Annotated in this window: 18 protein-coding genes; 7 read left to right on the top strand and 11 right to left on the bottom strand. The window is 55.3% G+C overall.

The features are described 5' to 3' along the window. Positions 1-70: 70 nt before the first annotated feature. Genes BL107_RS09070 through BL107_RS09060 form a run of 3 tightly spaced genes read left to right on the top strand, consistent with a single transcriptional unit; the run spans position 71 to position 2,342 of the window. Positions 71-1,384, top strand: a complete 1,314-nt coding sequence (locus BL107_RS09070) for a glutamate-5-semialdehyde dehydrogenase (protein ID WP_198002360.1) — start codon at positions 71-73, stop codon at positions 1,382-1,384. Beyond that, entirely contained in the window at positions 1,384-1,758 is a 375-nt protein-coding gene (gene folB / locus BL107_RS09065) for a dihydroneopterin aldolase (RefSeq protein WP_009790035.1), read from the top strand. The genes BL107_RS09070 and folB overlap by 1 nt, the downstream gene beginning before the upstream one ends. Further along, positions 1,755-2,342 carry a triacylglycerol lipase gene (locus BL107_RS09060; protein ID WP_009790034.1) on the top strand — a complete coding sequence of 196 codons (588 nt, stop codon included), beginning with the start codon at positions 1,755-1,757 and terminating at the stop codon, positions 2,340-2,342. The genes folB and BL107_RS09060 overlap by 4 nt, the downstream gene beginning before the upstream one ends. A gap of 13 nt (positions 2,343-2,355) precedes the next feature. Here BL107_RS09060 and BL107_RS09055 read toward each other — a convergent pair whose 3' ends face one another. From BL107_RS09055 to thrS, 6 genes are all read right to left on the bottom strand, one after another. Then, a complete protein-coding gene (locus BL107_RS09055) occupies positions 2,356-4,458 on the bottom strand; it encodes a M3 family metallopeptidase (protein WP_009790033.1) in 2,103 nt (700 codons plus the stop codon). A gap of 5 nt (positions 4,459-4,463) precedes the next feature. Continuing rightward, positions 4,464-5,978: an NAD(P)H-quinone oxidoreductase subunit 4 gene (locus tag BL107_RS09050; protein WP_037988938.1), complete on the bottom strand. Its 1,515-nt coding sequence runs from the start codon at positions 5,976-5,978 to the stop codon at positions 4,464-4,466. A 78-nt stretch (positions 5,979-6,056) separates the two neighbouring features. Beyond that, positions 6,057-7,004, bottom strand: a complete 948-nt coding sequence (gene thrB / locus BL107_RS09045; RefSeq protein WP_009790031.1) for a homoserine kinase — start codon at positions 7,002-7,004, stop codon at positions 6,057-6,059. 14 nt (positions 7,005-7,018) lie between these two features. Then, the gene (locus BL107_RS09040; protein WP_009790030.1) at positions 7,019-8,053 is read right to left on the bottom strand and encodes a glucokinase; all 1,035 of its coding nucleotides are present in this window, start codon (positions 8,051-8,053) and stop codon (positions 7,019-7,021) included. A 75-nt stretch (positions 8,054-8,128) separates the two neighbouring features. Beyond that, positions 8,129-8,524 carry a DUF1824 family protein gene (locus BL107_RS09035; RefSeq protein WP_009790029.1) on the bottom strand — a complete coding sequence of 132 codons (396 nt, stop codon included), beginning with the start codon at positions 8,522-8,524 and terminating at the stop codon, positions 8,129-8,131. Continuing rightward, a complete protein-coding gene (gene thrS, locus BL107_RS09030; protein WP_009790028.1) occupies positions 8,521-10,368 on the bottom strand; it encodes a threonine--tRNA ligase in 1,848 nt (615 codons plus the stop codon). Before thrS ends, BL107_RS09035 begins: the two co-directional genes overlap by 4 nt. A gap of 28 nt (positions 10,369-10,396) precedes the next feature. Here thrS and BL107_RS09025 point away from each other — a divergent pair, with 28 nt between their 5' ends. After that, positions 10,397-10,729: a DUF2605 family protein gene (locus tag BL107_RS09025; protein ID WP_009790027.1), complete on the top strand. Its 333-nt coding sequence runs from the start codon at positions 10,397-10,399 to the stop codon at positions 10,727-10,729. Here BL107_RS09025 and BL107_RS09020 read toward each other — a convergent pair. The 5 genes from BL107_RS09020 to BL107_RS09000 all read right to left on the bottom strand — a co-directional run bounded on the left by BL107_RS09020 (position 10,714) and on the right by BL107_RS09000 (position 14,657). Then, positions 10,714-11,382 carry a glycoside hydrolase family 104 protein gene (locus BL107_RS09020; RefSeq protein ID WP_009790026.1) on the bottom strand — a complete coding sequence of 223 codons (669 nt, stop codon included), beginning with the start codon at positions 11,380-11,382 and terminating at the stop codon, positions 10,714-10,716. The two genes, BL107_RS09025 and BL107_RS09020, sit on opposite strands and share 16 nt — an antisense overlap. 234 nt (positions 11,383-11,616) lie before the next feature. Continuing rightward, a complete protein-coding gene (gene trpS / locus BL107_RS09015) occupies positions 11,617-12,630 on the bottom strand; it encodes a tryptophan--tRNA ligase (RefSeq protein WP_009790025.1) in 1,014 nt (337 codons plus the stop codon). A gap of 3 nt (positions 12,631-12,633) precedes the next feature. Further along, a complete protein-coding gene (locus BL107_RS09010; RefSeq protein ID WP_009790024.1) occupies positions 12,634-13,194 on the bottom strand; it encodes a hypothetical protein in 561 nt (186 codons plus the stop codon). Between the two features lie 16 nt (positions 13,195-13,210). Next, positions 13,211-13,738: a hypothetical protein gene (locus BL107_RS09005; RefSeq protein WP_009790023.1), complete on the bottom strand. Its 528-nt coding sequence runs from the start codon at positions 13,736-13,738 to the stop codon at positions 13,211-13,213. After that, positions 13,731-14,657 carry a cation diffusion facilitator family transporter gene (locus tag BL107_RS09000; RefSeq protein ID WP_009790022.1) on the bottom strand — a complete coding sequence of 309 codons (927 nt, stop codon included), beginning with the start codon at positions 14,655-14,657 and terminating at the stop codon, positions 13,731-13,733. The genes BL107_RS09005 and BL107_RS09000 overlap by 8 nt, the downstream gene beginning before the upstream one ends. Before the next feature lie 197 nt (positions 14,658-14,854). Here BL107_RS09000 and BL107_RS08995 point away from each other — a divergent pair, with 197 nt between their 5' ends. From BL107_RS08995 to BL107_RS08985, 3 genes are all read left to right on the top strand, one after another. Continuing rightward, a complete protein-coding gene (locus BL107_RS08995) occupies positions 14,855-16,084 on the top strand; it encodes a YcjF family protein (protein WP_009790021.1) in 1,230 nt (409 codons plus the stop codon). 140 nt (positions 16,085-16,224) lie between these two features. Next, positions 16,225-17,301 carry a photosystem II q(b) protein gene (gene psbA / locus BL107_RS08990; protein ID WP_009790020.1) on the top strand — a complete coding sequence of 359 codons (1,077 nt, stop codon included), beginning with the start codon at positions 16,225-16,227 and terminating at the stop codon, positions 17,299-17,301. A 387-nt stretch (positions 17,302-17,688) separates the two neighbouring features. Then, a complete protein-coding gene (locus BL107_RS08985) occupies positions 17,689-17,889 on the top strand; it encodes a hypothetical protein (protein WP_232192930.1) in 201 nt (66 codons plus the stop codon). Positions 17,890-17,957 lie beyond the last annotated feature (68 nt).

Below are 17,957 nucleotides of genomic sequence, written 5' to 3'. Positions count from 1 at the left end.
GATGTGAGATGTCCCAATCGAGCTCAATCTCCGCAGACGATGATGGGGAACGTGACGCATGAACGCCGCGATGAACACCGTTCCAGAGCCTTCAGCTGAATTGCTTGCTCGGGCGGGAGCCGTGCGGTTGGCCGCTGTAGAGCTGGGCCAAACCAACAACGGGCAGAGATCTCGCGCCCTTCATGCCATGGCGGATGCTTTGCAGGAGCGATCGTCATTGATCGTGGCCGCCAATGCCCAGGATTTGGAGCGATCTGCGGCAGAGGGGCTCGCTTCAGCTCTGATGGCTCGTTTGAAGCTTGATGCCACCAAACTTCAGGCGTCAATTGATGGCGTCCGAAAAGTCGCATCACTGTCTGATCCCCTCGGCCTTCGCCAACTCCACAGGGAGCTCGATACTGATCTGGTGTTAGAGCGCATCACGGTGCCCCTTGGTGTTGTAGGCGTCATCTTTGAGGCACGGCCTGACGCCGTGGTTCAGATTGCGTCTCTGGCCATTCGCTCTGGTAACGGTGCCTTACTAAAAGGGGGCAGTGAGGCCCGTTGCACCAACGAGGCGGTGATGGACGCCCTTCGAGCGGGCCTGGCTCGAGAGGAGAGCGATGTTTCGCCGGATGCTCTCGCGCTGCTCACGACCCGAGAGGAAAGCTTGGGACTGTTGCGTCTCGATGGGCTTGTGGACCTGATTATTCCTCGGGGAAGCAATGAGTTGGTGCGCTTTATTCAAGACAACACCCGCATACCCGTGTTGGGCCATGCCGATGGGGTTTGTCATTTATATGTCGATGCTGCTGCTGATGTGACAAAGGCCACGCGTGTGGCGGTAGACAGCAAAACCCAATATCCAGCGGCGTGCAATGCCATCGAAACGCTGTTGGTGCATCACAGCATTGCCGCTGATTTTCTGGCGGAGGCCGTTCCTGCTTTCCAGGCAGCAGGGGTCACGCTCCGGGGAGATGCGGCGAGCCAATCCTTGGGCGTGAAGGAGTCAGCAAAGGAGGAGGACTGGTCAACGGAGTATCTCGATCTCACCCTCTCGGTGCGGGTGGTCGACGACCTGGCCGCTGCTACCGAACACATTCGCCGGTATGGCTCTCGCCATACCGAGGTGATCTTGACCGAGGACCTTGCCACGGCTGACCGGTTCTTGGCTGCTGTGGATAGTGCCGGGGTCTATCACAACTGTTCCAGCCGGTTTGCCGATGGTTTTCGCTATGGGTTTGGAGCTGAAGTTGGCATCAGCACGCAAACACTCCCGCCACGAGGGCCTGTGGGGCTCGAGGGTTTGGTGACTTACCGCTATCGACTCCGAGGGGATGGTCACATTGCGGCGGATTACGCCGTCGGACGTCGTGCGTTCACCCATCAGGATCTACCGCTCTGATGGATGCCATCCAGATCCGTGATTTAGAGCTGTGGGCACATGTGGGTGTGCTTGAGCAAGAACGCCGAGATGGCCAATGGTTTTGCTTGGACATCCAATTTCAACTGGATCTCAGCTCAGCGGCTGCGGCAGATGATTTGAGCACCAGCCTGGATTACAGCCTGGCGATCCAGGCCTTGCAAAGGCTGGCTCGGGAGATTTGCTGTCTCACCATTGAGCATTTCAGTGAACAGGTGCTCGATCGGTTGCAGGAGCTTTACGGCCCCGTCCCAATTGGGTTGCGCCTCACGAAGTGTTCGGCGCCGGTGCCTGGATTTCGTGGTTTGGTTGCGGTTGAGCGATCCCGTGGTGGTGGGATGCCACCAACGCCATGATCCCCCTCGTTTTGGTCCATGGTCTTTGGGACCGACCAAGGGTGTTTCATCGATTGATTCAGGCCATGGATCAATCGCAACGAGACTTGTTGGCGCCCCATCTCCCCCATGGTCTTGGGGACGTGCCCCTGCGTCAGTTGGCCCAGCGGTTGGATGAGCAGATCCGCCATCGGTTTGGCGCCGACACATGCGTCGATCTTCTGGGTTTTTCGATGGGCGGAATCATTGGCCGGATCTGGCTTCAGGACTTGGGAGGAGCAGCTCGGACCCGCCGCTTTTTCAGTGTGGGAAGTCCCCATCAGGGCACGATGATGGCCCAAGCCATTCCGCGTGTGCTCCTACCAGGCGCCGCTGACATGAAAATTGGCAGTCGACTCTTACACCATTTGCGCTGCCGTTCCGATCAGTTGTCGCCTGTGGAATGTCACAGTTTTTTCTGCCGTTGGGATTTGATGGTGTGCCCTGGATGGAAGGCTGTGCTGCCACAAGGATCGATTCAAGAGATTCCTGTTTGGACGCACCATCAATTAATGAAGCATCCGAATGCCTTGAGAATCATTGGCAAAGCGGTGAACCAGTCCTGATCAACCCTTGGCCTTAGGCGTTCACCAGGCCGGAATGTCGGATTAATGCTTCGGTGCTTGCAGGGCGCCCGCGGAAGGCTTCGAAGACCTCAGACGGCGAGCGGCTTCCGCCAAGGCTGAGAACAGTGTCTCGGAAGAGAGCCCCAGTGGATTGAACTTTCTGTTCATTGTCGAGACCAGCATCCTCAAAGGCAGCGAATGCATCGGCGCTTAAGACCTCAGCCCATTTGTAGGAGTAATACCCAGCTGAGTACCCACCAGCAAAAATGTGGCCAAAGGCGCAGAGAAATTGATCTTCAGGGATGGGTTCCATCACCGTGGTGGTGGTTGCAACGTCCCGGCGTAATGCATCAGGAGTGATGCCAAGTTCAGGCGTCCAGCGGCTATGAAGGCGAAGATCGCTTAGGGCGAAATGCACTTGGCGAAGCGTTGCCAGACCAGCGTTGAATGTGCGGCTTTTGCGCAGTTTTTGGAACTCGTCCTCAGGTAAAGGTTCGTTGGTTTGCCAATGGCGTGCCATCCCCATCAAGGTGGCACGATCAAGGCACCAATTCTCCATGAATTGGCTTGGCAGCTCAACGGCATCCCATTCCACGTTGCTAATGCCGGCGGCTTCCGGTTCATCAACCGTGGTGAGCATGTGCTGCAAACCATGGCCAAATTCATGGAAGAGCGTTTCCACTTCTTCGAAGCTCATCAAGCTCGGGGTGTCTTCGACGGGAGGGGTTTGATTGCAAATCAGGTAGGCCACAGGCAGCACATGGGTGCCGTCGGGGTTTGTTCTCCGTCCAAGGCATTCATCCATCCAGGCCCCACCGCGTTTGCTGGCCGGTCGGCTGTAGGGATCGAGATAAAACGAGGCAAGTGGGGTGCCGTCTTGCCGTTGCACGCGGAAATAACGAACGTCTTGATGCCAGATCGGAGCCTCCCCATCGGCGGCTTCGATCACCACATTAAAAAGCCTGTTGCAGAGCCCAAAGAGGCCATCAAGAACCTGCGGCAACGGGAACCATGGACGAAGTGCCTCTTGATCCAAATCAAACCGCTCTTGGCGTAATTTTTCGCTCCAGTACGGGAGATCCCAAGGGGCGAGTTCTTTTGCTTCGGCCGCACCGTGGCGTCGCGCGATGGCCTTGAGATCGTCGAGTTCGCGTTCGGCCGCAGGAAAGGCAGCAACCCGCAATTCCTCAAGCAACCCCTCGACGGCGTCCACGTCCTTCGCCATCTTGCTGGCAAGGCTCACATCTGCCCAATGGGCATAGCCCAATCGAGCGGCTTGTTGCCCTCTTAAGGAGAGGATTTCCTCGATGAGTGCGCGGTTGTCGTGTTCGCCGCTGCTGGCACGCCCCACATGAGCCCGATAGGCCGTTTCGCGCACCGATCGATTGCTGGCATGGGTCAGAAACGGGAGATACCGGGGCATGTCGAGGCCAAGCAACCAAGGGCCTGCATCGGCTGTGGCAGCGCTCTCTCCTGCTTCTTTGGCGGCGGATGCAAGGGCCTCAAGGGCCCGCTGAGGAAGTCCGGCGACCTCGTCTCTTGAGGTCAACTTCAGGGTCCATTCCTGGGTGGCGTCCAACACATGATTCCCAAATTGGGTGGAGAGGGCTGCTAGTCGTTCGCTGGCTTCATTGAATTTGGCTTTGTCATCGCCGCAGAGTCCAACTCCACGGTGTTGCATCGACAGCAATTCAGAGCGAAGAATTCTTGATTGGGTGGGCGTTAGTGCAACGACGGGTGACTCTTGGAGACGGGTCAGGGCCGAATGCAGCACCTGGCTTTGTCCAAGGCGATTGCCAAGCCGCACAACCTCGGGTTGTTGATCGGCATGGGCGGCGCGCAGTTCAGATGAATTGCAGACTCCATTCAAATGGGAGACGACACCCCAGCTCCAACGGAGACGCTCTCCGAACTCCTGCAGGGGTCCCATCACGGTGGACCAATCCAAGGCAGTTTCGCTGTTAAGGATGGCTTCAAGGCGACGTTCATAGGTCGTGAAGGCTTCATCCACTTGCTTCAAGATCACCGGGATGTCTTGCTTCACCTGGTCAGCGGTGATGGCGCGGAATTCAGGAAGACCTTGTCCTTGGAGAAGGGGTGAGAAGGTTTGTGCCATTTCAATCAGCCGATCAGGAGGGGCAGGGCAATGGCATCGGTTGATGCTTCGTAGAGGTCCATAGCGATTCGGGGCCAAATACCAATCACGAGGGTGGGCACGAGCAAGCTCAATCCGATGACCAATTCACGGGGCCGCATGTCTTCAACACTTGCGAGGGCTGGAATTCGTGGGCCAAAGAAGATGCGACGGCACATGGAGAGCAGATACATCGGCGTGAGCACCAGGCCGATGGCAGCGAGGAGGACTGTGATCGAGCGGAAGGTGGAGGTGAATGCTTCCTGACTTGTAATTCCTAAAAACACGGTGATCTCGCTGATAAATCCGCTCATGCCTGGAAGGGCAAGGGATGCCAACGAGCTGGCCAAGAAAAAAGCAAAGGTGATGGGGAGGGCTTTGGCCAGTCCTCCCATGTTTGGGATGGAGAGGGTTTTGGTGCGTTCGTAGAACACCCCAGTAACGAAGAACATGGCGGCTGCAATGAGCCCATGACTCACCATTTGCAGCATCGCTCCACTGATGCCAAGCGCATCAACGGCGCCAATTCCAACCAAAACAAAGCCCATGTGGCTCACGGAGCTGCAGGCAATGCGCCGTTTCACGTTGTCTTGGGCAAACGCGTTGAGTGCGCCGTAAACGATGTTCACGATCCCCAAAATCACCAAGGCCGGCGCAAGGGTTTGGTGCGCTTCGGGCAGCATTTGAACGTTGAAACGCAGCAGCGCGTAGCCGCCCATTTTTAGGAGAACACCAGCCAGAAGCATCGACACCGGAGCATTCGCTTCACCATGGGCATCGGGAAGCCAGGTATGGAGAGGGAACATCGGCAATTTCACTCCGAATCCCACCAAGAACCCGAGATAACAAAGCAACCCAAAACTTCCGCCAGCAGACCGCGAAATGAGTTCACTCAGATTCAGCGTGAATACATCCCCGGATAGGGCCAGTGCAAGGCCACTGATCAAGATCAGCAACGAAGCAACGGCGGTATACAGAATGAATTTCGTTGCGGCGTATTGACGGTTTTGACCTCCCCAGATTGCGATCAATAGATAAACGGGGACCAGTTCAAGCTCCCAAGCCAAGAAAAAGAGAAGGAAGTCTTGGGAGAGAAAAACAAGACCTTGAGCTGAAGCTTGAACAAGGAGTAACGCGAAATACAACCGTGATTTGCGCTCAATCGTCCAGCTCGCCCAAACCGAAAGCAGGGTGACTAATCCACTCAGGACCACCAATGGCGCTGAGAGACCGTCCACCCCAAGGGACCATTCGAGTCCAATCGCTGGCACCCAGCTCACCCGCTCCACCAATTGAAGGCCGGACTGGGTCGGGTCGAATTGGGTCGCCAGAACTCCCATCATCAGGAGTAGGTCTGCAAGCAGAACGCCGAACGCGACATTCCGAGGCCATGGGGACGGTTTGTCGTCGTCTGCGGGCAGCAAGGGCAGGAGAAGAGCTGACGCAGCTGGCAACAGCACAATCAAAGAAAGCCATGGAAAGGCTGTTCCTGTCTCGACCATTGCAGCTATCCCATCACCCATGCCATGTCCGCAATCTTTAACAAATCTAACAGGGCTGAAATTGTTTTTTGGGTAGTTCTACTCATCATCTGCTGGTTGCCAGTGGCTGCCGGTGGTCTGCACATTCAGCACCGGTGCCCGACTGGCGACGCCTGCCGCTTCCCAGGCTCTCACCATCGCTCGACTGACAGCCACTCCCTTGTCTTCGGCGCAGAGGGCTAAGACGCTCGGACCGGCTCCGCTGATCGCACATCCCCAAGCTCCAGCATCCATGGCGGCTTGTTTTACCTGGTCGCCACCCTTGATTAAGCGCCACCGATAAGGCTCATGGAGGCGATCGTGCATGCCGTCTGAAATCAGATCTCCACTGCCTGTGCGCAGTCCCTGCAGCAAAAGGGTGAGGGCACCGAGATTCACCACCGCATCACTTACGGGGATGGCCTTTGGCATGGCGCGCCTTGCTTCGCTTGTGCTCAAGCGGATGGAAGGGATTGCCACCACAGCCTTCACAGTGCTGGTCCATTCGCATCGCACGACACGCCAGCGTTGAGACGCTGCTTTCGCCGTCATGCACAAGCCTCCCAGTAGGGACGGCACCACATTGTCTGGGTGCCCTTCGATATCGATTGCGAGTTCTAAGAGCTTTTCTTTGCTGAGAGGTTCTCCCACTAGAGCATTGGCACCCATTAGGCCCGCAACGATTGCCGTTGCGCTACTGCCCAAGCCTCGAGCCGGCGGTACAGCAAGCCGGACGCGAGCTTCGAGGGCGACAGGTTCTAGGCCAGCTGCCTTCCATACCCTCTGAGCAGCCCGATACACCAAGTTTTCGGGACCGCCGCGGAGATGACTGCCTTCACTTCCTTCAATGATGAGCTCAAATCGTTCTCCGCCACCTTCAATTCTCCGCATGGCAAAGCGGTTATTCAGATCAAGGGCAGCTCCAAGGCAGTCGAAGCCCGGACCCAGGTTTGCGGTCGTTGCTGGTACGTCCACAATTACTCTCTGGCCGATGCGCGGCTGCGCCATCGCTGATCCTCCACTCAGGACAGTGTCCCACTTGACTCAGCCAAGATTCTTGCCCGACATGCTGCACTGAAGAGACCCGCTTCAGGGTCGATGACGGCGGTGACCCTTAAACCTCCCAAGAACGTTTCAAAACGACCTTTTTGACGCAGGGCCTTGAGAAAGGCTGCTGACTGCAATCCTGCGAGTTGTTTGGCCGCCGTTCCTCCCCCGACCCAAAGTCCTCCTGTGCAGAGTTCTTGGAGTGCCAGGTCCCCCGCCGCTGACCCATAGGCAGACAGCCAAATCGTTTGGGCCCGTTGCATTAATGGGTCACCTTGTGCGGCTGCCATGCCCACTTTGGCCGGCAAATCACTGGACTTATTGGCTCTCCATTCCTGCGCGACGGGTTGCAGGGGGTGCTGTTGGGTGTGGGGGTTTTGGAGCAACCAAGTCGCGATATGTCCCAACCCAGTTCCACTAACGATGCGTTCCACCGACAAACGATCAACGCCTAGATCGTGTTTCAACCAGCAGGCCAATTGCCATTCCTCTTCGGTTCGCGGGGCGAATTCTCGATGCCCCCCTTCACTCGAAAGGGCGATCAGCCCTCCTTCAATACGGATCCCTCGAGCCATACCTAAGCCCGTTCCAGCGCCAAGAATGGCAATCGGACCGTCATGGACTTCGCCCTCTTGGAGGACAACTTGTTGGGTTTCATCGAAGTGGGGTAACCCATAGATCAAGACGCCGAAATCGTTGTCGAGTTCGAGTTGGCGTATCGATGCAGCAGCGGCCAGTTGGTCTTCGTTTAATTGCCAAGGAAGGTTCGTAATGCGTGCACTTCGGTTGTTCACCGGTCCGGCCACAGCAATACATCCGTGTTCAGGTGCTTCGATGTCGCTCGGTCGCTTGTCTAAAAAGAATTTCAGCATCGGTTCCAGCGACGTCCACTCGCTGGACATAAAGCGCTGCTGGTAAAGCTGCGTGAGCCGACCGTCCTTGATTCCGTAAAGAGCTAGGAGGGTTTTCGTTCCTCCCATATCACCGGCCAACAGTGTTGAGAGGGCCATGCACGAGGTGTGGAGGGAAACTCCACCCTGAATAAATCTCACAAGACAGGCAACCAATCGCTTCGTGCGAAGCGTCTAGCCAAAGAAATCCAGGGGAAATGGTCCCCATGTTGTGGCCGGCTGAGTGTCATCGTCCCCGTGGCCACTAATCAAAATCCCTGAGCCCAAGCCATGTTCGATCCTGACCCGAACGGTGCCGCCGCGTTGGTTCGCCTTCAGGAAGACGGGACCCTCATCGGTTGTGGTCTCAACGACCTCGAGCGATGTCCACTGTTGACTCGCCTCTACGGATCGAAGGCTTGATAGGGCCTGATCGGCTGAGGGAGCCATCACGCCAATGGTGAACCAACTTGATTGGGACAGTGCCACCTCCAGCTCCTGAAGGAGTTGCTCGGCAGTGCTTTGGTCGAGGCTTGGCGCCTCCCGCAGTCGACTTAAGTCCTTGAGGGACTGAATGCCTGGGGAGCTCATGGATTCACTCCAAGTTTTAGATCGAGCCCAGGTTGCCGCTCGGTGTTGGCCCACTTTGCGGCGTTAAGCAATGCGTCCACGGAAGTGACCCCGAGATCACCATCACGGCGGCTGCGCAGGCTGACGGCGTTTTGTTCGGCTTCTTTGGCGCCAATCACGGCGAGAACAGGAATCTTCATTTGTTCACCTGTGCGGATGATCTTGCCGAGGCGATCCCCGCTTTGATCGATCGTGGCTCGTATTCCAGCAGTTTTGAGCTGGTCGAGGAGCTGTTCGGCATAGGGCTGAACGTCATCGGTAACGGGTAAGAGGCGGATCTGCTCCGGGGCAAGCCAAAAGGGAAAATCACCGGCATAGTTTTCGGTCATGATTCCGAAAAACCGTTCCAGCGAGCCGAAAATCGCCCTGTGAATCATGATCGGCTGTTGCTTTGAGCCATCAGCGGCCACGTAGTCCAAACCGAACCGCTCGGGCAGGTTGAAGTCCAATTGGATCGTGGAGCACTGCCACATTCGGCCGATGGCGTCTTCGATTTTTAAATCGATCTTCGGGCCATAAAAAGCACCGCCGCCTTCATCGATTTTGTAATTCCAACCTTTGCGCTCGAGTGCTTCGGTTAGCCCCTTTGTCGCTAGATCCCAGACGGCTTCGCTACCGATTGATTTTTCGGGACGGGTGGACAGGTTGATTTCGTAATTATTGAAATCGAATGTGGAGAGAATGCGCTCGGTGAGATCAAGGATTCGCAGAATCTCATCACTAATTTGGTCTGGCAAACAGAACACGTGGGCATCGTCTTGTGTGAACCCTCGAACCCGCATCAGGCCATGCATGACCCCAGGACGTTCGTAGCGATAGACGGTCCCTAACTCGGCCCAACGAATCGGCAGTTCGCGATAGCTCCTTAATTTGCTGGCATAGGTGAGGACATGAAACGGACAGTTCATCGGTTTCAGTTGATATTCCCTTTCGTCCACCTGCATGGGGCCGAACATGCTTTCGGCATAAAAGTCGAGGTGACCTGATGTTTTCCAGAGGCTGATGTCTGCCACATGTGGTGTGTACAGCAATTCATAGCCACCTTCAAAATGAGCCTGCCGCCAAAAATCTTCAATGAGAAGGCGCATGCGCGCGCCCCTTGGATGCCAGAAAACCAGCCCTGCACCCGCTTCATCTTCGATGGAAAACAAGTCGAGATCTTTGCCGAGCCGCCGATGATCACGGCGTAGCGCTTCCGCTTTGCGGCGTTTGTGTTCCGCAAGTTGCTCAGGCGTTTCCCAGGCTGTGCCGTAGATGCGCTGGAGTTGCGCTTTCGTTTCATCGCCACGCCAATAGGCGCCGGCGACACTTTCCAGTTCGAACGCCTTGGGGTGAAGCTCTTTGGTGTTTTCAACATGGGGGCCCGCACAAAGATCCCACCATTGATCCCCAAGTGTGTAGAGGGTGATTGGCTCTTGGAGTCGCTCTAAAATTTCGAGTTTGTAGGGCTCGTTTTGGGCTTTAATACGTTTCTCCGCCTCATCCCTGCTCACCTCGATGCGCTCTAGGGGCAGCTTGCGGCCGATGATTTTGCCCATCTCCTTCTTGATGGCCTTCAGATCGTCTTCCGTGAAGGGTTCGGGGTTATCGAAGTCGTAATAGAAACCAGTCTCCGTCCACGGACCAATGGTGACCTGAGCATCGGGAAAGAGCTTTTGCACTGCCATTGCCATCACATGGCTCATGGAGTGACGAATTTTGAGGAGCTGCGCGCTCTCGCTTGTCTTCGGCAGAATCACGGGCGCGAGTGGGGCGGTTGTGGTTACTGCAGCGCTGCTCACCGGAACCGGAACAAGGCCCGCCATCCTATGGGCGTGGCTACAAGTTTCTTGCATGGATCCGTCGAATCAATCCGAAGCGGGCATCCTTCTCGACCAACTCCTGGAATCGTTGTTGGCTGATTTTGACCACTGGTTTCAACGCGGGGATGAACTCTTGCGCTGCTGCCCAGATGACGTGATGGGGAAAACGGAGAGGGATCTGTTGGCCGCACGTTTAACAGAGGGCAAGAAGGCGATCACGGCCACACGGTCCTTAGTCAGCGCCTCATCTCAACCGATGGCGGTGTCAATGGGTGCGATGAGCCCTTGGCATGGCCTTGTGACGGAGGTCTGGGGATTGGCAGCCAAGCTGGCTAAGTATCAACGCAATCAGACGTTGACCTGACGTTTCAAGCTGTTCAAGTTCTTGCTGTAGAAACTTGCGAGTTCTTGGTGGCTCTTCACGGGTTGCCCGTAGGCCGAAAGGCCAGTGGAGGTGGGGAAAGAGGCCCACTCAGGCGCCAGCTTTGCCATGGCGATTTTCGTTAAACCTCGTTGATCAATCTCCTTGAGCGCCCCCCGACGTTTGGCGAGATGCAGTGCCGCCTGATCTTGATGCTGAGGCTCAAAACTTTCGAGCTCCAGTTCTCGAGCTACACCTTTCCAGGTGGCAGGCAAAAATTGATAGGCACCGGCAGCGGCGCTGGAATATCGCTTCACGACGACGCGCTCAGGGTGACGTGAGAGATCGCTCACCATCCCTCCGCCATAGATGACCGTATAACCCTTGTCCTGTCCGTCTTTCCAGGTGCCTTCTGCATATCGGATCGTGTTGAGCAGTGCGCGGCGTTTAGGGGTTAGTTCGTAGGGGGCATCTTCAGTATTTGCAATCAAGGATGCCCGTGAGAGGCCATGGGAAGACGCGTTCGTTGTTTCCTTGGTTGCTGTTTGGATCGAGAAAGACGAGCCACTGGCGCATAGCAAGAAGCCACCAAAGATGGAGGAAGCTACGAACGTGCGAATGGATCGGAATTCAAGAGTTGGAAACAGCTGAAACACGCAGAGCGCTCAAAGTCAGCCCACAATGAAGGGATGTTGCGTTGTGTGGAGTGTTCGGCCGATGTGGGGTTGACTTTCGCTCTTCAATATGTGTATGCGAGTGAAGAAACGATGAGAGTCTCGCAAGACTCTTTGGCTTCACTCGGTTTGTTTGCTGCTGTTGTCGATGGCTGTTGGTGTGGCTGAAGATGGATCCAATTGATTAGCCCCGTTAATCAGTTAAGCAGTTACCAATTAAGTGCTGCTGGCAAACCCAAGGGATTTCTTGACGCGATTCAGCGTTGCGTTGGCCACGGCTTCGGCCTTTTGGCGGCCTTGCTCGAGGACGAGATCCAACTCCTCGGGGTTGTCTATTAGTTCCTTGTAGCGGCCTTGAATCGGCTCTAATGCAGCAACAGCTGCTTCAGCTAGAAGGGGTTTGAATTGTCCCCAACCCATGTCAGCGCACTGAGTCGCGACGGCCTCGCGCCCTTGTTCACTGAGGATGGCGTAAAGGCCGAGGAGATTATCGGTTTCAGGACGGTCGGGGTTGCCGAACTCAAGGCCTCGCTCGGGGTCTGTCTTCGCGCGCTTGATCTTTTTGGTAATGAGCTCAGGAGGGTCTAACAGCGTGATACGACTGCCTTCATTGGGGTCGCTTTTGCTCATCTTGTTGCGGCCATCGGTCAGGCTCATCACCCGGGCTCCTTCTTTGAGGATGAGCGGTTTCGGAACATTCAGCACCGGATTTTCTTTGGAGCCGAACCGTGCGTTGATGCGCTGTTGGGCAATATCTCGAGCCAGTTCAAGGTGCTGTTTTTGGTCTTCTCCCACCGGTACTAAATCGGCGTCATATAAAAGGATGTCTGCCGCCATCAGTACGGGGTAATCCAGCAGGCCAACGGACACGTTGTCTCCTTGCTTTACCGACTTTTCTTTGAACTGGATCATCCGTTCCAGCCAATTCAGCGGGGTAACGCAGTTCAAGAGCCAACAAAGCTCACTGTGGGCTGCGACTTGGCTTTGGATAAAAATTGAACAGCGTTCAGGATCCATTCCGCACGCCAGGTAGAGAGCGGCGGTGGAACGGGTGTCCGCGGCGAGTTGGCTTGGATCGTGGGGAACTGTGATCGCGTGCAAGTCCACGACGCAGACATAGGTGTCGTGGGTGTCTTGCAGATCTACCCAGTTGCGGATGGCCCCAAGCCAATTACCGAGATGCAGTGCTCCCGTCGGTTGAACACCGGAGAGGACCCTTGGCCGCGGCATCAATCAGGCCTCTGGGTCTGCTGTTGGCTTGCTCGTCTCCTCGGAGGATGAATCCGCTGCGGTGGCGTCCGTCGTTGTGGCGTCCGTCGGTGTGGTGTCTGTTGGTGTGGCGTCCTGTTCAGGAGTCGGTTCTGGCTGAGGCTCAGAGTCTGGCGCTGCTTCTGGAACTGCTTCAGGCTCTGGCTTGGGCTTGCTGGGACGAGCGAAAGGATCTGGTTTTGAGCCACGGCTGCCTCGATCGTCTTCGGAACGACGGTTGCGGGAGTCGCGTCGACCACCGCTAGGGGCTTGGCTCCGTTGCTGCTCGATCAGTTCGGTGAGTTGTCCGTCCGCGAGCATTTGACCAAGCGTGCGCACAGCAAAACCAAGGACGGCAACCGGGGAACGCAGGTTGAAGGCGTCTTGGAGAGCCTTGGCTGCACTCATTTCGTTGTCGCTCAAACGGATGCGGAACCCGCCAGCGTCTCGGTTGCCTCCACGAGTACCGCGACCGCGCTGTCCTTCGCGGCGACCCTCGCCCTGTTGTCCACCCTGCTGCTGGGGATCGCTGTAAGAATCAGTCATGGCCCATGGCCTGTCGTTAGGCGCAAGTGTGACGCATCACCGGTGGGCTGCCAGTTAGCCAATGCAATTGGTGGGGCTCTGAACTTCCTTTGCGAGCCAACACCAACATGGGAATGGTGTTGATGCCTCGTTCAATGCAGTCCCGATAGAGGCTCACGAGGGTTCGATATCGCTGTGCTGTCCAGCCGTGATTCGGGCGTTCTTGGCTCGTCCAAAAGGTTTGAAGTGCCCGCTGGCAATCATCAATGCCGAATTCATCCCAACAACTTTGTTGGGCCACTAAAGGATCAATGCCCTCACGCAAAAGTGTTTGATAGTGCACCAGCTCGGGCGCCTCGGCGTGACCATCTGGCGGTAGTAATCGGTGCAGTTGATCAAGTTGGATGCGATTGAGCTGCATCCAGCAGCGATTCCGAAGCAGCACAGGGCGTTGCCATGACCATCCATCCGCTGCATTCACATCCTGGAGAACGGCCTTTAGCCCGAATCTCTGGATGTCGGTTAAACCCGATAGTGGATCTGATCTCCACTTGGACTCATCCATGGGCTCCCATGTAGGTGATGCCGTCCTCTACATAGTCCCTCGGTTCGAGGTGGATTGTGCAGCGCACAGGGCCAAATTTTTGATCGAGCCGTTCTTCAACAAGTTCGGTGATCTTATGGGCGCTGGTCAGATCGTCCGCATCCACGATCAAGTGCATGTCGATAAAAACCTGCTGACCTAAAACTCCCCGGCTCGCGATGTCATGGCAGTTAAGTACTCCAGGAACTGCCATGCATTCAGTGTGAATGGATTCAGGAGCAATGGCGATGTGATCGACCAGCCATGGCAGTGTTTGGCGCAAGACCTGCCAACACACCTTAATTAACAACAATGCGAGTGGAATCGCTAGGGCAATATCGAGCCAATTTACCTTGAAAATCATGGCTCCTGCCATCCCGACAAGCACCACAACAGTTGTCCAGACGTCACTGGCTGAATGTTGTGCATCGGCTTTCAGTAGACTGCTGTTAAGACGTTGCCCCTCGCTATATTCGTAGCCGGCAAGTAAAAGATTGAATCCTAAGACCACACTTAAGACAACTAACTCCTGAGGACTAACTCGTATTGCTGGAAATCCTTCCAGCATTCGTTCTCCTGAACGAAGCAAAATTTCAAGAGCTGTGAACAGAATGAATCCTGCAATCCCTAAGGCGCCAACGGCCTCATATTTGTGGTGTCCGTAGGGGTGGTCGCGATCTGGCCGTGGATCAGAGAGGCTGTTGGTGATCAGTCCTGTCAGGCTCGACAAAGCATCAGTCGCGCTGTGCATTGCATCAGCAATCACAGCTAAGGAGCCGCTCACTACACCGACGGCCAGCTTTAAGACAGACACGACGATATTGACCACGAGAGCTACAGCGAGAACCCGTCGGACTTCTTGACGATGATCAACGGTGGCCTTGGCCTGCATGGCACTCATCCGTTACATCAATGGGTTCCCCCACGGTATGGAGAAGTCCGCCGTCTGGCCGATTTTTCTGGTCTGCAAGGCTGAGTTGAGCTAAGAGAGGTTCTGGTCTCTCGTGCGTTGCGTTGAATCTCCCCGCTGCGTTACCGCAGATCTTCTTGGCACCAAAGACCTACATCAGACCTTTGCTATTAGCTGCTGGTGGGGTTATGGCCGGGCAGTGGTTACTTAGTGATGTGGTGCATCTTCCTGGTGGAGGGCTTGGTTTTCTGGTGTTGGGTGGAGTTGTGTTGTGGATTGGACGCTCCCCGAAACCCGGCTTTAAGGCTCCAAGGTCTGTTGACGGTTGGGTTGAACGCTGCAACACAGTGCTTGCGCAATTTGAGTCGTTTGAAGTTGATCCGGCTGCCAACGAGCGTCGTCGCGAATCGCTCCAAGCTGTCGTCGACCGTTCGGGTCCTCAACGGATGGCTCTGGTGAGTGTTGACCCGTCAACGGCACCGGATTCTCTGTTGCTTCAAGAAAGTCTTTCGGGGCCGAGATCGCTTCAACTTTCTTTCTGCCGTCCTCTTGTATGTGCAGATGGCCAACGGCATTGGCCTGATGTTTTGCATGATCACGACGCGATCTTGTTCAGCTTGTCCAATCCTTTGACGGCGGCTGAATTGTTGTGGCTTCAGCAAGTTCCACTAACTCAGCCCGCCTGGTTGCTGGTGCATTCAGCTCCTAACCATTCACACGACACGACGATTTCTGAGATTGTGACGGTTTTGCCAGAGCGTTGGCGCGACCGAGTTGTTCCAATCGGGAACTCAAGCACTCTCCGCGCCTCGCTGGCTCCGTTGCGAAGATCCCTGTCGCAGGGACTTCCTGATGCTCGCCAACGGCTGCTTGAAGCCCTGCATCGCGATTGGCAATCCGATTTGGAACGTCTTCGTCGCACTCGCTTTCAACAACTTCAGCAACGCACCCAGTGGGTCGTGGCGGGTTCTGTTTTTGTGTCACCGATCCCCAGTTTGGATCTTCTCGCCGTTGCTGTGGCTAACGGTTTGATGCTCAAGGAAATGTCAGATATTTGGGGGACGGAGATCAAGTCTGATGTGCTTCGGGAGGCTGCTTCTCATTTGGCACGTGCTGCTTTGGCCCAAGGGGTGGTGGAGTGGACAAGCCAGACGTTGCTGGGGCTCGCAAAGCTAGAAGCAGGGAGCTGGTTGGCTGCTGGTGTCATGCAATCCCTAAGTGCGGCCTATCTCACCCGGGTCGTCGGTCGGTCGATGGCGGACTGGTTGGCGGTGAACGCAGGTGTTTCAGAACCTGATCTCGAATCGCTGAAGCGTGAAGCACCACTGCTAGTTGCCCGTGCAGCTGCAGAAGAACGGCTCGACTGGTCCGGCTTCCTTCAGCAATCCAGACAGTGGGCGCTAAAGACAACTTCATGAAGGGTTCATGAAGTTGTTCATGAACTTCTATTGAGAGCCAATTCGGAATATTGAGAGTTGAAGACTTTGGCGTATGTCTTCATAGGATTTAGACGCCATTCTCCGATTTGGAGAAAGGTTTTTCCGTCTTTATTTCTTCCATGTCCACCGCAATTCGCAGCGGACGCCAGAGCAACTGGGCATCCTTTTGTGATTGGGTCACCAACACCAACAACCGCATTTATGTGGGTTGGTTTGGAGTCTTGATGATTCCTTGCCTGCTGGCTGCCACCATTTGCTTCATCATCGCTTTCGTCGCCGCTCCTCCGGTTGACATCGATGGCATCCGCGAGCCTGTCGCTGGCTCCTTGATCTACGGCAACAACATCATCTCTGGTGCTGTTGTTCCTTCCAGCAACGCCATCGGCCTGCACTTCTATCCCATCTGGGAAGCAGCTTCACTCGACGAGTGGCTGTACAACGGCGGTCCTTTCCAGCTCGTCATTTTCCACTTCCTCATCGGCATTTCCGCCTACATGGGTCGTCAGTGGGAACTCTCTTACCGCTTGGGCATGCGCCCTTGGATCTGTGTTGCCTACAGCGCACCGCTGTCTGCAGCGTTCGCAGTCTTCCTCGTCTACCCCTTCGGTCAGGGTTCGTTCTCTGATGCAATGCCCCTGGGCATCTCTGGAACCTTCAACTACATGTTGGTGTTCCAGGCTGAGCACAACATCCTGATGCACCCCTTCCACATGCTGGGTGTTGCAGGCGTCTTCGGCGGCAGCTTGTTCTCCGCCATGCACGGCTCACTGGTGACCTCCTCCTTGGTGCGTGAAACCACCGAAAGCGAGTCCCAGAACTACGGCTACAAATTCGGCCAAGAAGAAGAGACGTACAACATCGTGGCTGCTCACGGCTACTTCGGTCGCCTGATCTTCCAATACGCCTCCTTCAACAACAGCCGTAGCCTCCACTTCTTCCTGGGCGCCTGGCCTGTTGTCGGCATCTGGTTTACGTCCATGGGCATTTCAACCATGGCCTTCAACCTCAACGGCTTCAACTTCAACCAGTCCATCCTTGATAGTCAGGGCCGCGTCCTGAGCACCTGGGCCGACGTGTTGAACCGTGCAGGCCTCGGCATGGAAGTCATGCACGAGCGCAACGCTCACAACTTCCCCCTCGACCTGGCAGCTGCTGAGTCCACTCCTGTGGCACTCCAAGCACCTGCAATCGGTTGATCTGGAATCAACCTGTTCCTTCTGGAACAGACAAAACGATTCAGATCAACTGAATCGCAAAGCCCCCGCCTCACAGCGGGGGCTTTTTGTTGCTCCATGATCAACAGCATGATGGCTTGCTTGGGTCAGAGTTGGTTGAATCGTTCAATCGATGGACTTGCGTCGGGAAAATTTATTGGTGATTCTTTGTTATTGATGGGTTGGAATTGAATCTGGATAATCACTGTGTGAACGCTTTGATTTTTAATTTTTTTTTGAAGCTTATTTTAAAAATTATTGAACGATCCAGCGATATGATTTTTATAATGATCTGTGATTGCATCCCTCACCCACGTAGTCTGTGGGTTGGTTGGCGTTGCCAGCTGCACTTGTTTGATGGAGAGAATCGTGTCGACGGACCCTGTGCCAGCCCTTCAGTTTGAATTGGACGTTGATGCGATTCGTCTGCTGCATCGCTCCGTAAGTTTCCATCTCGAGAAATGGCCAGGAGGGCCTGACCCCAGCGAGCAGCAGGCATTGGTACGCATGAAAACATTGCTTACGGCTGCACTATTGGAATGTTCTTTTGATCAAGATGGGCAGCGTTAAACCACGGATAACGCTTTACGCCTCTTCATACTTTTGAAGACAATGGCAGGCTTCAGTCCTACAAGTTA

Origin of the sequence: Synechococcus sp. BL107 (assembly GCF_000153805.1) — a bacterium.
In the GTDB taxonomy this organism is placed as follows: domain Bacteria; phylum Cyanobacteriota; class Cyanobacteriia; order PCC-6307; family Cyanobiaceae; genus Parasynechococcus.
The sequence above is the reverse complement of the archived record's forward strand: the minus strand, read 5'-3'. Positions and strand labels throughout refer to the sequence as shown.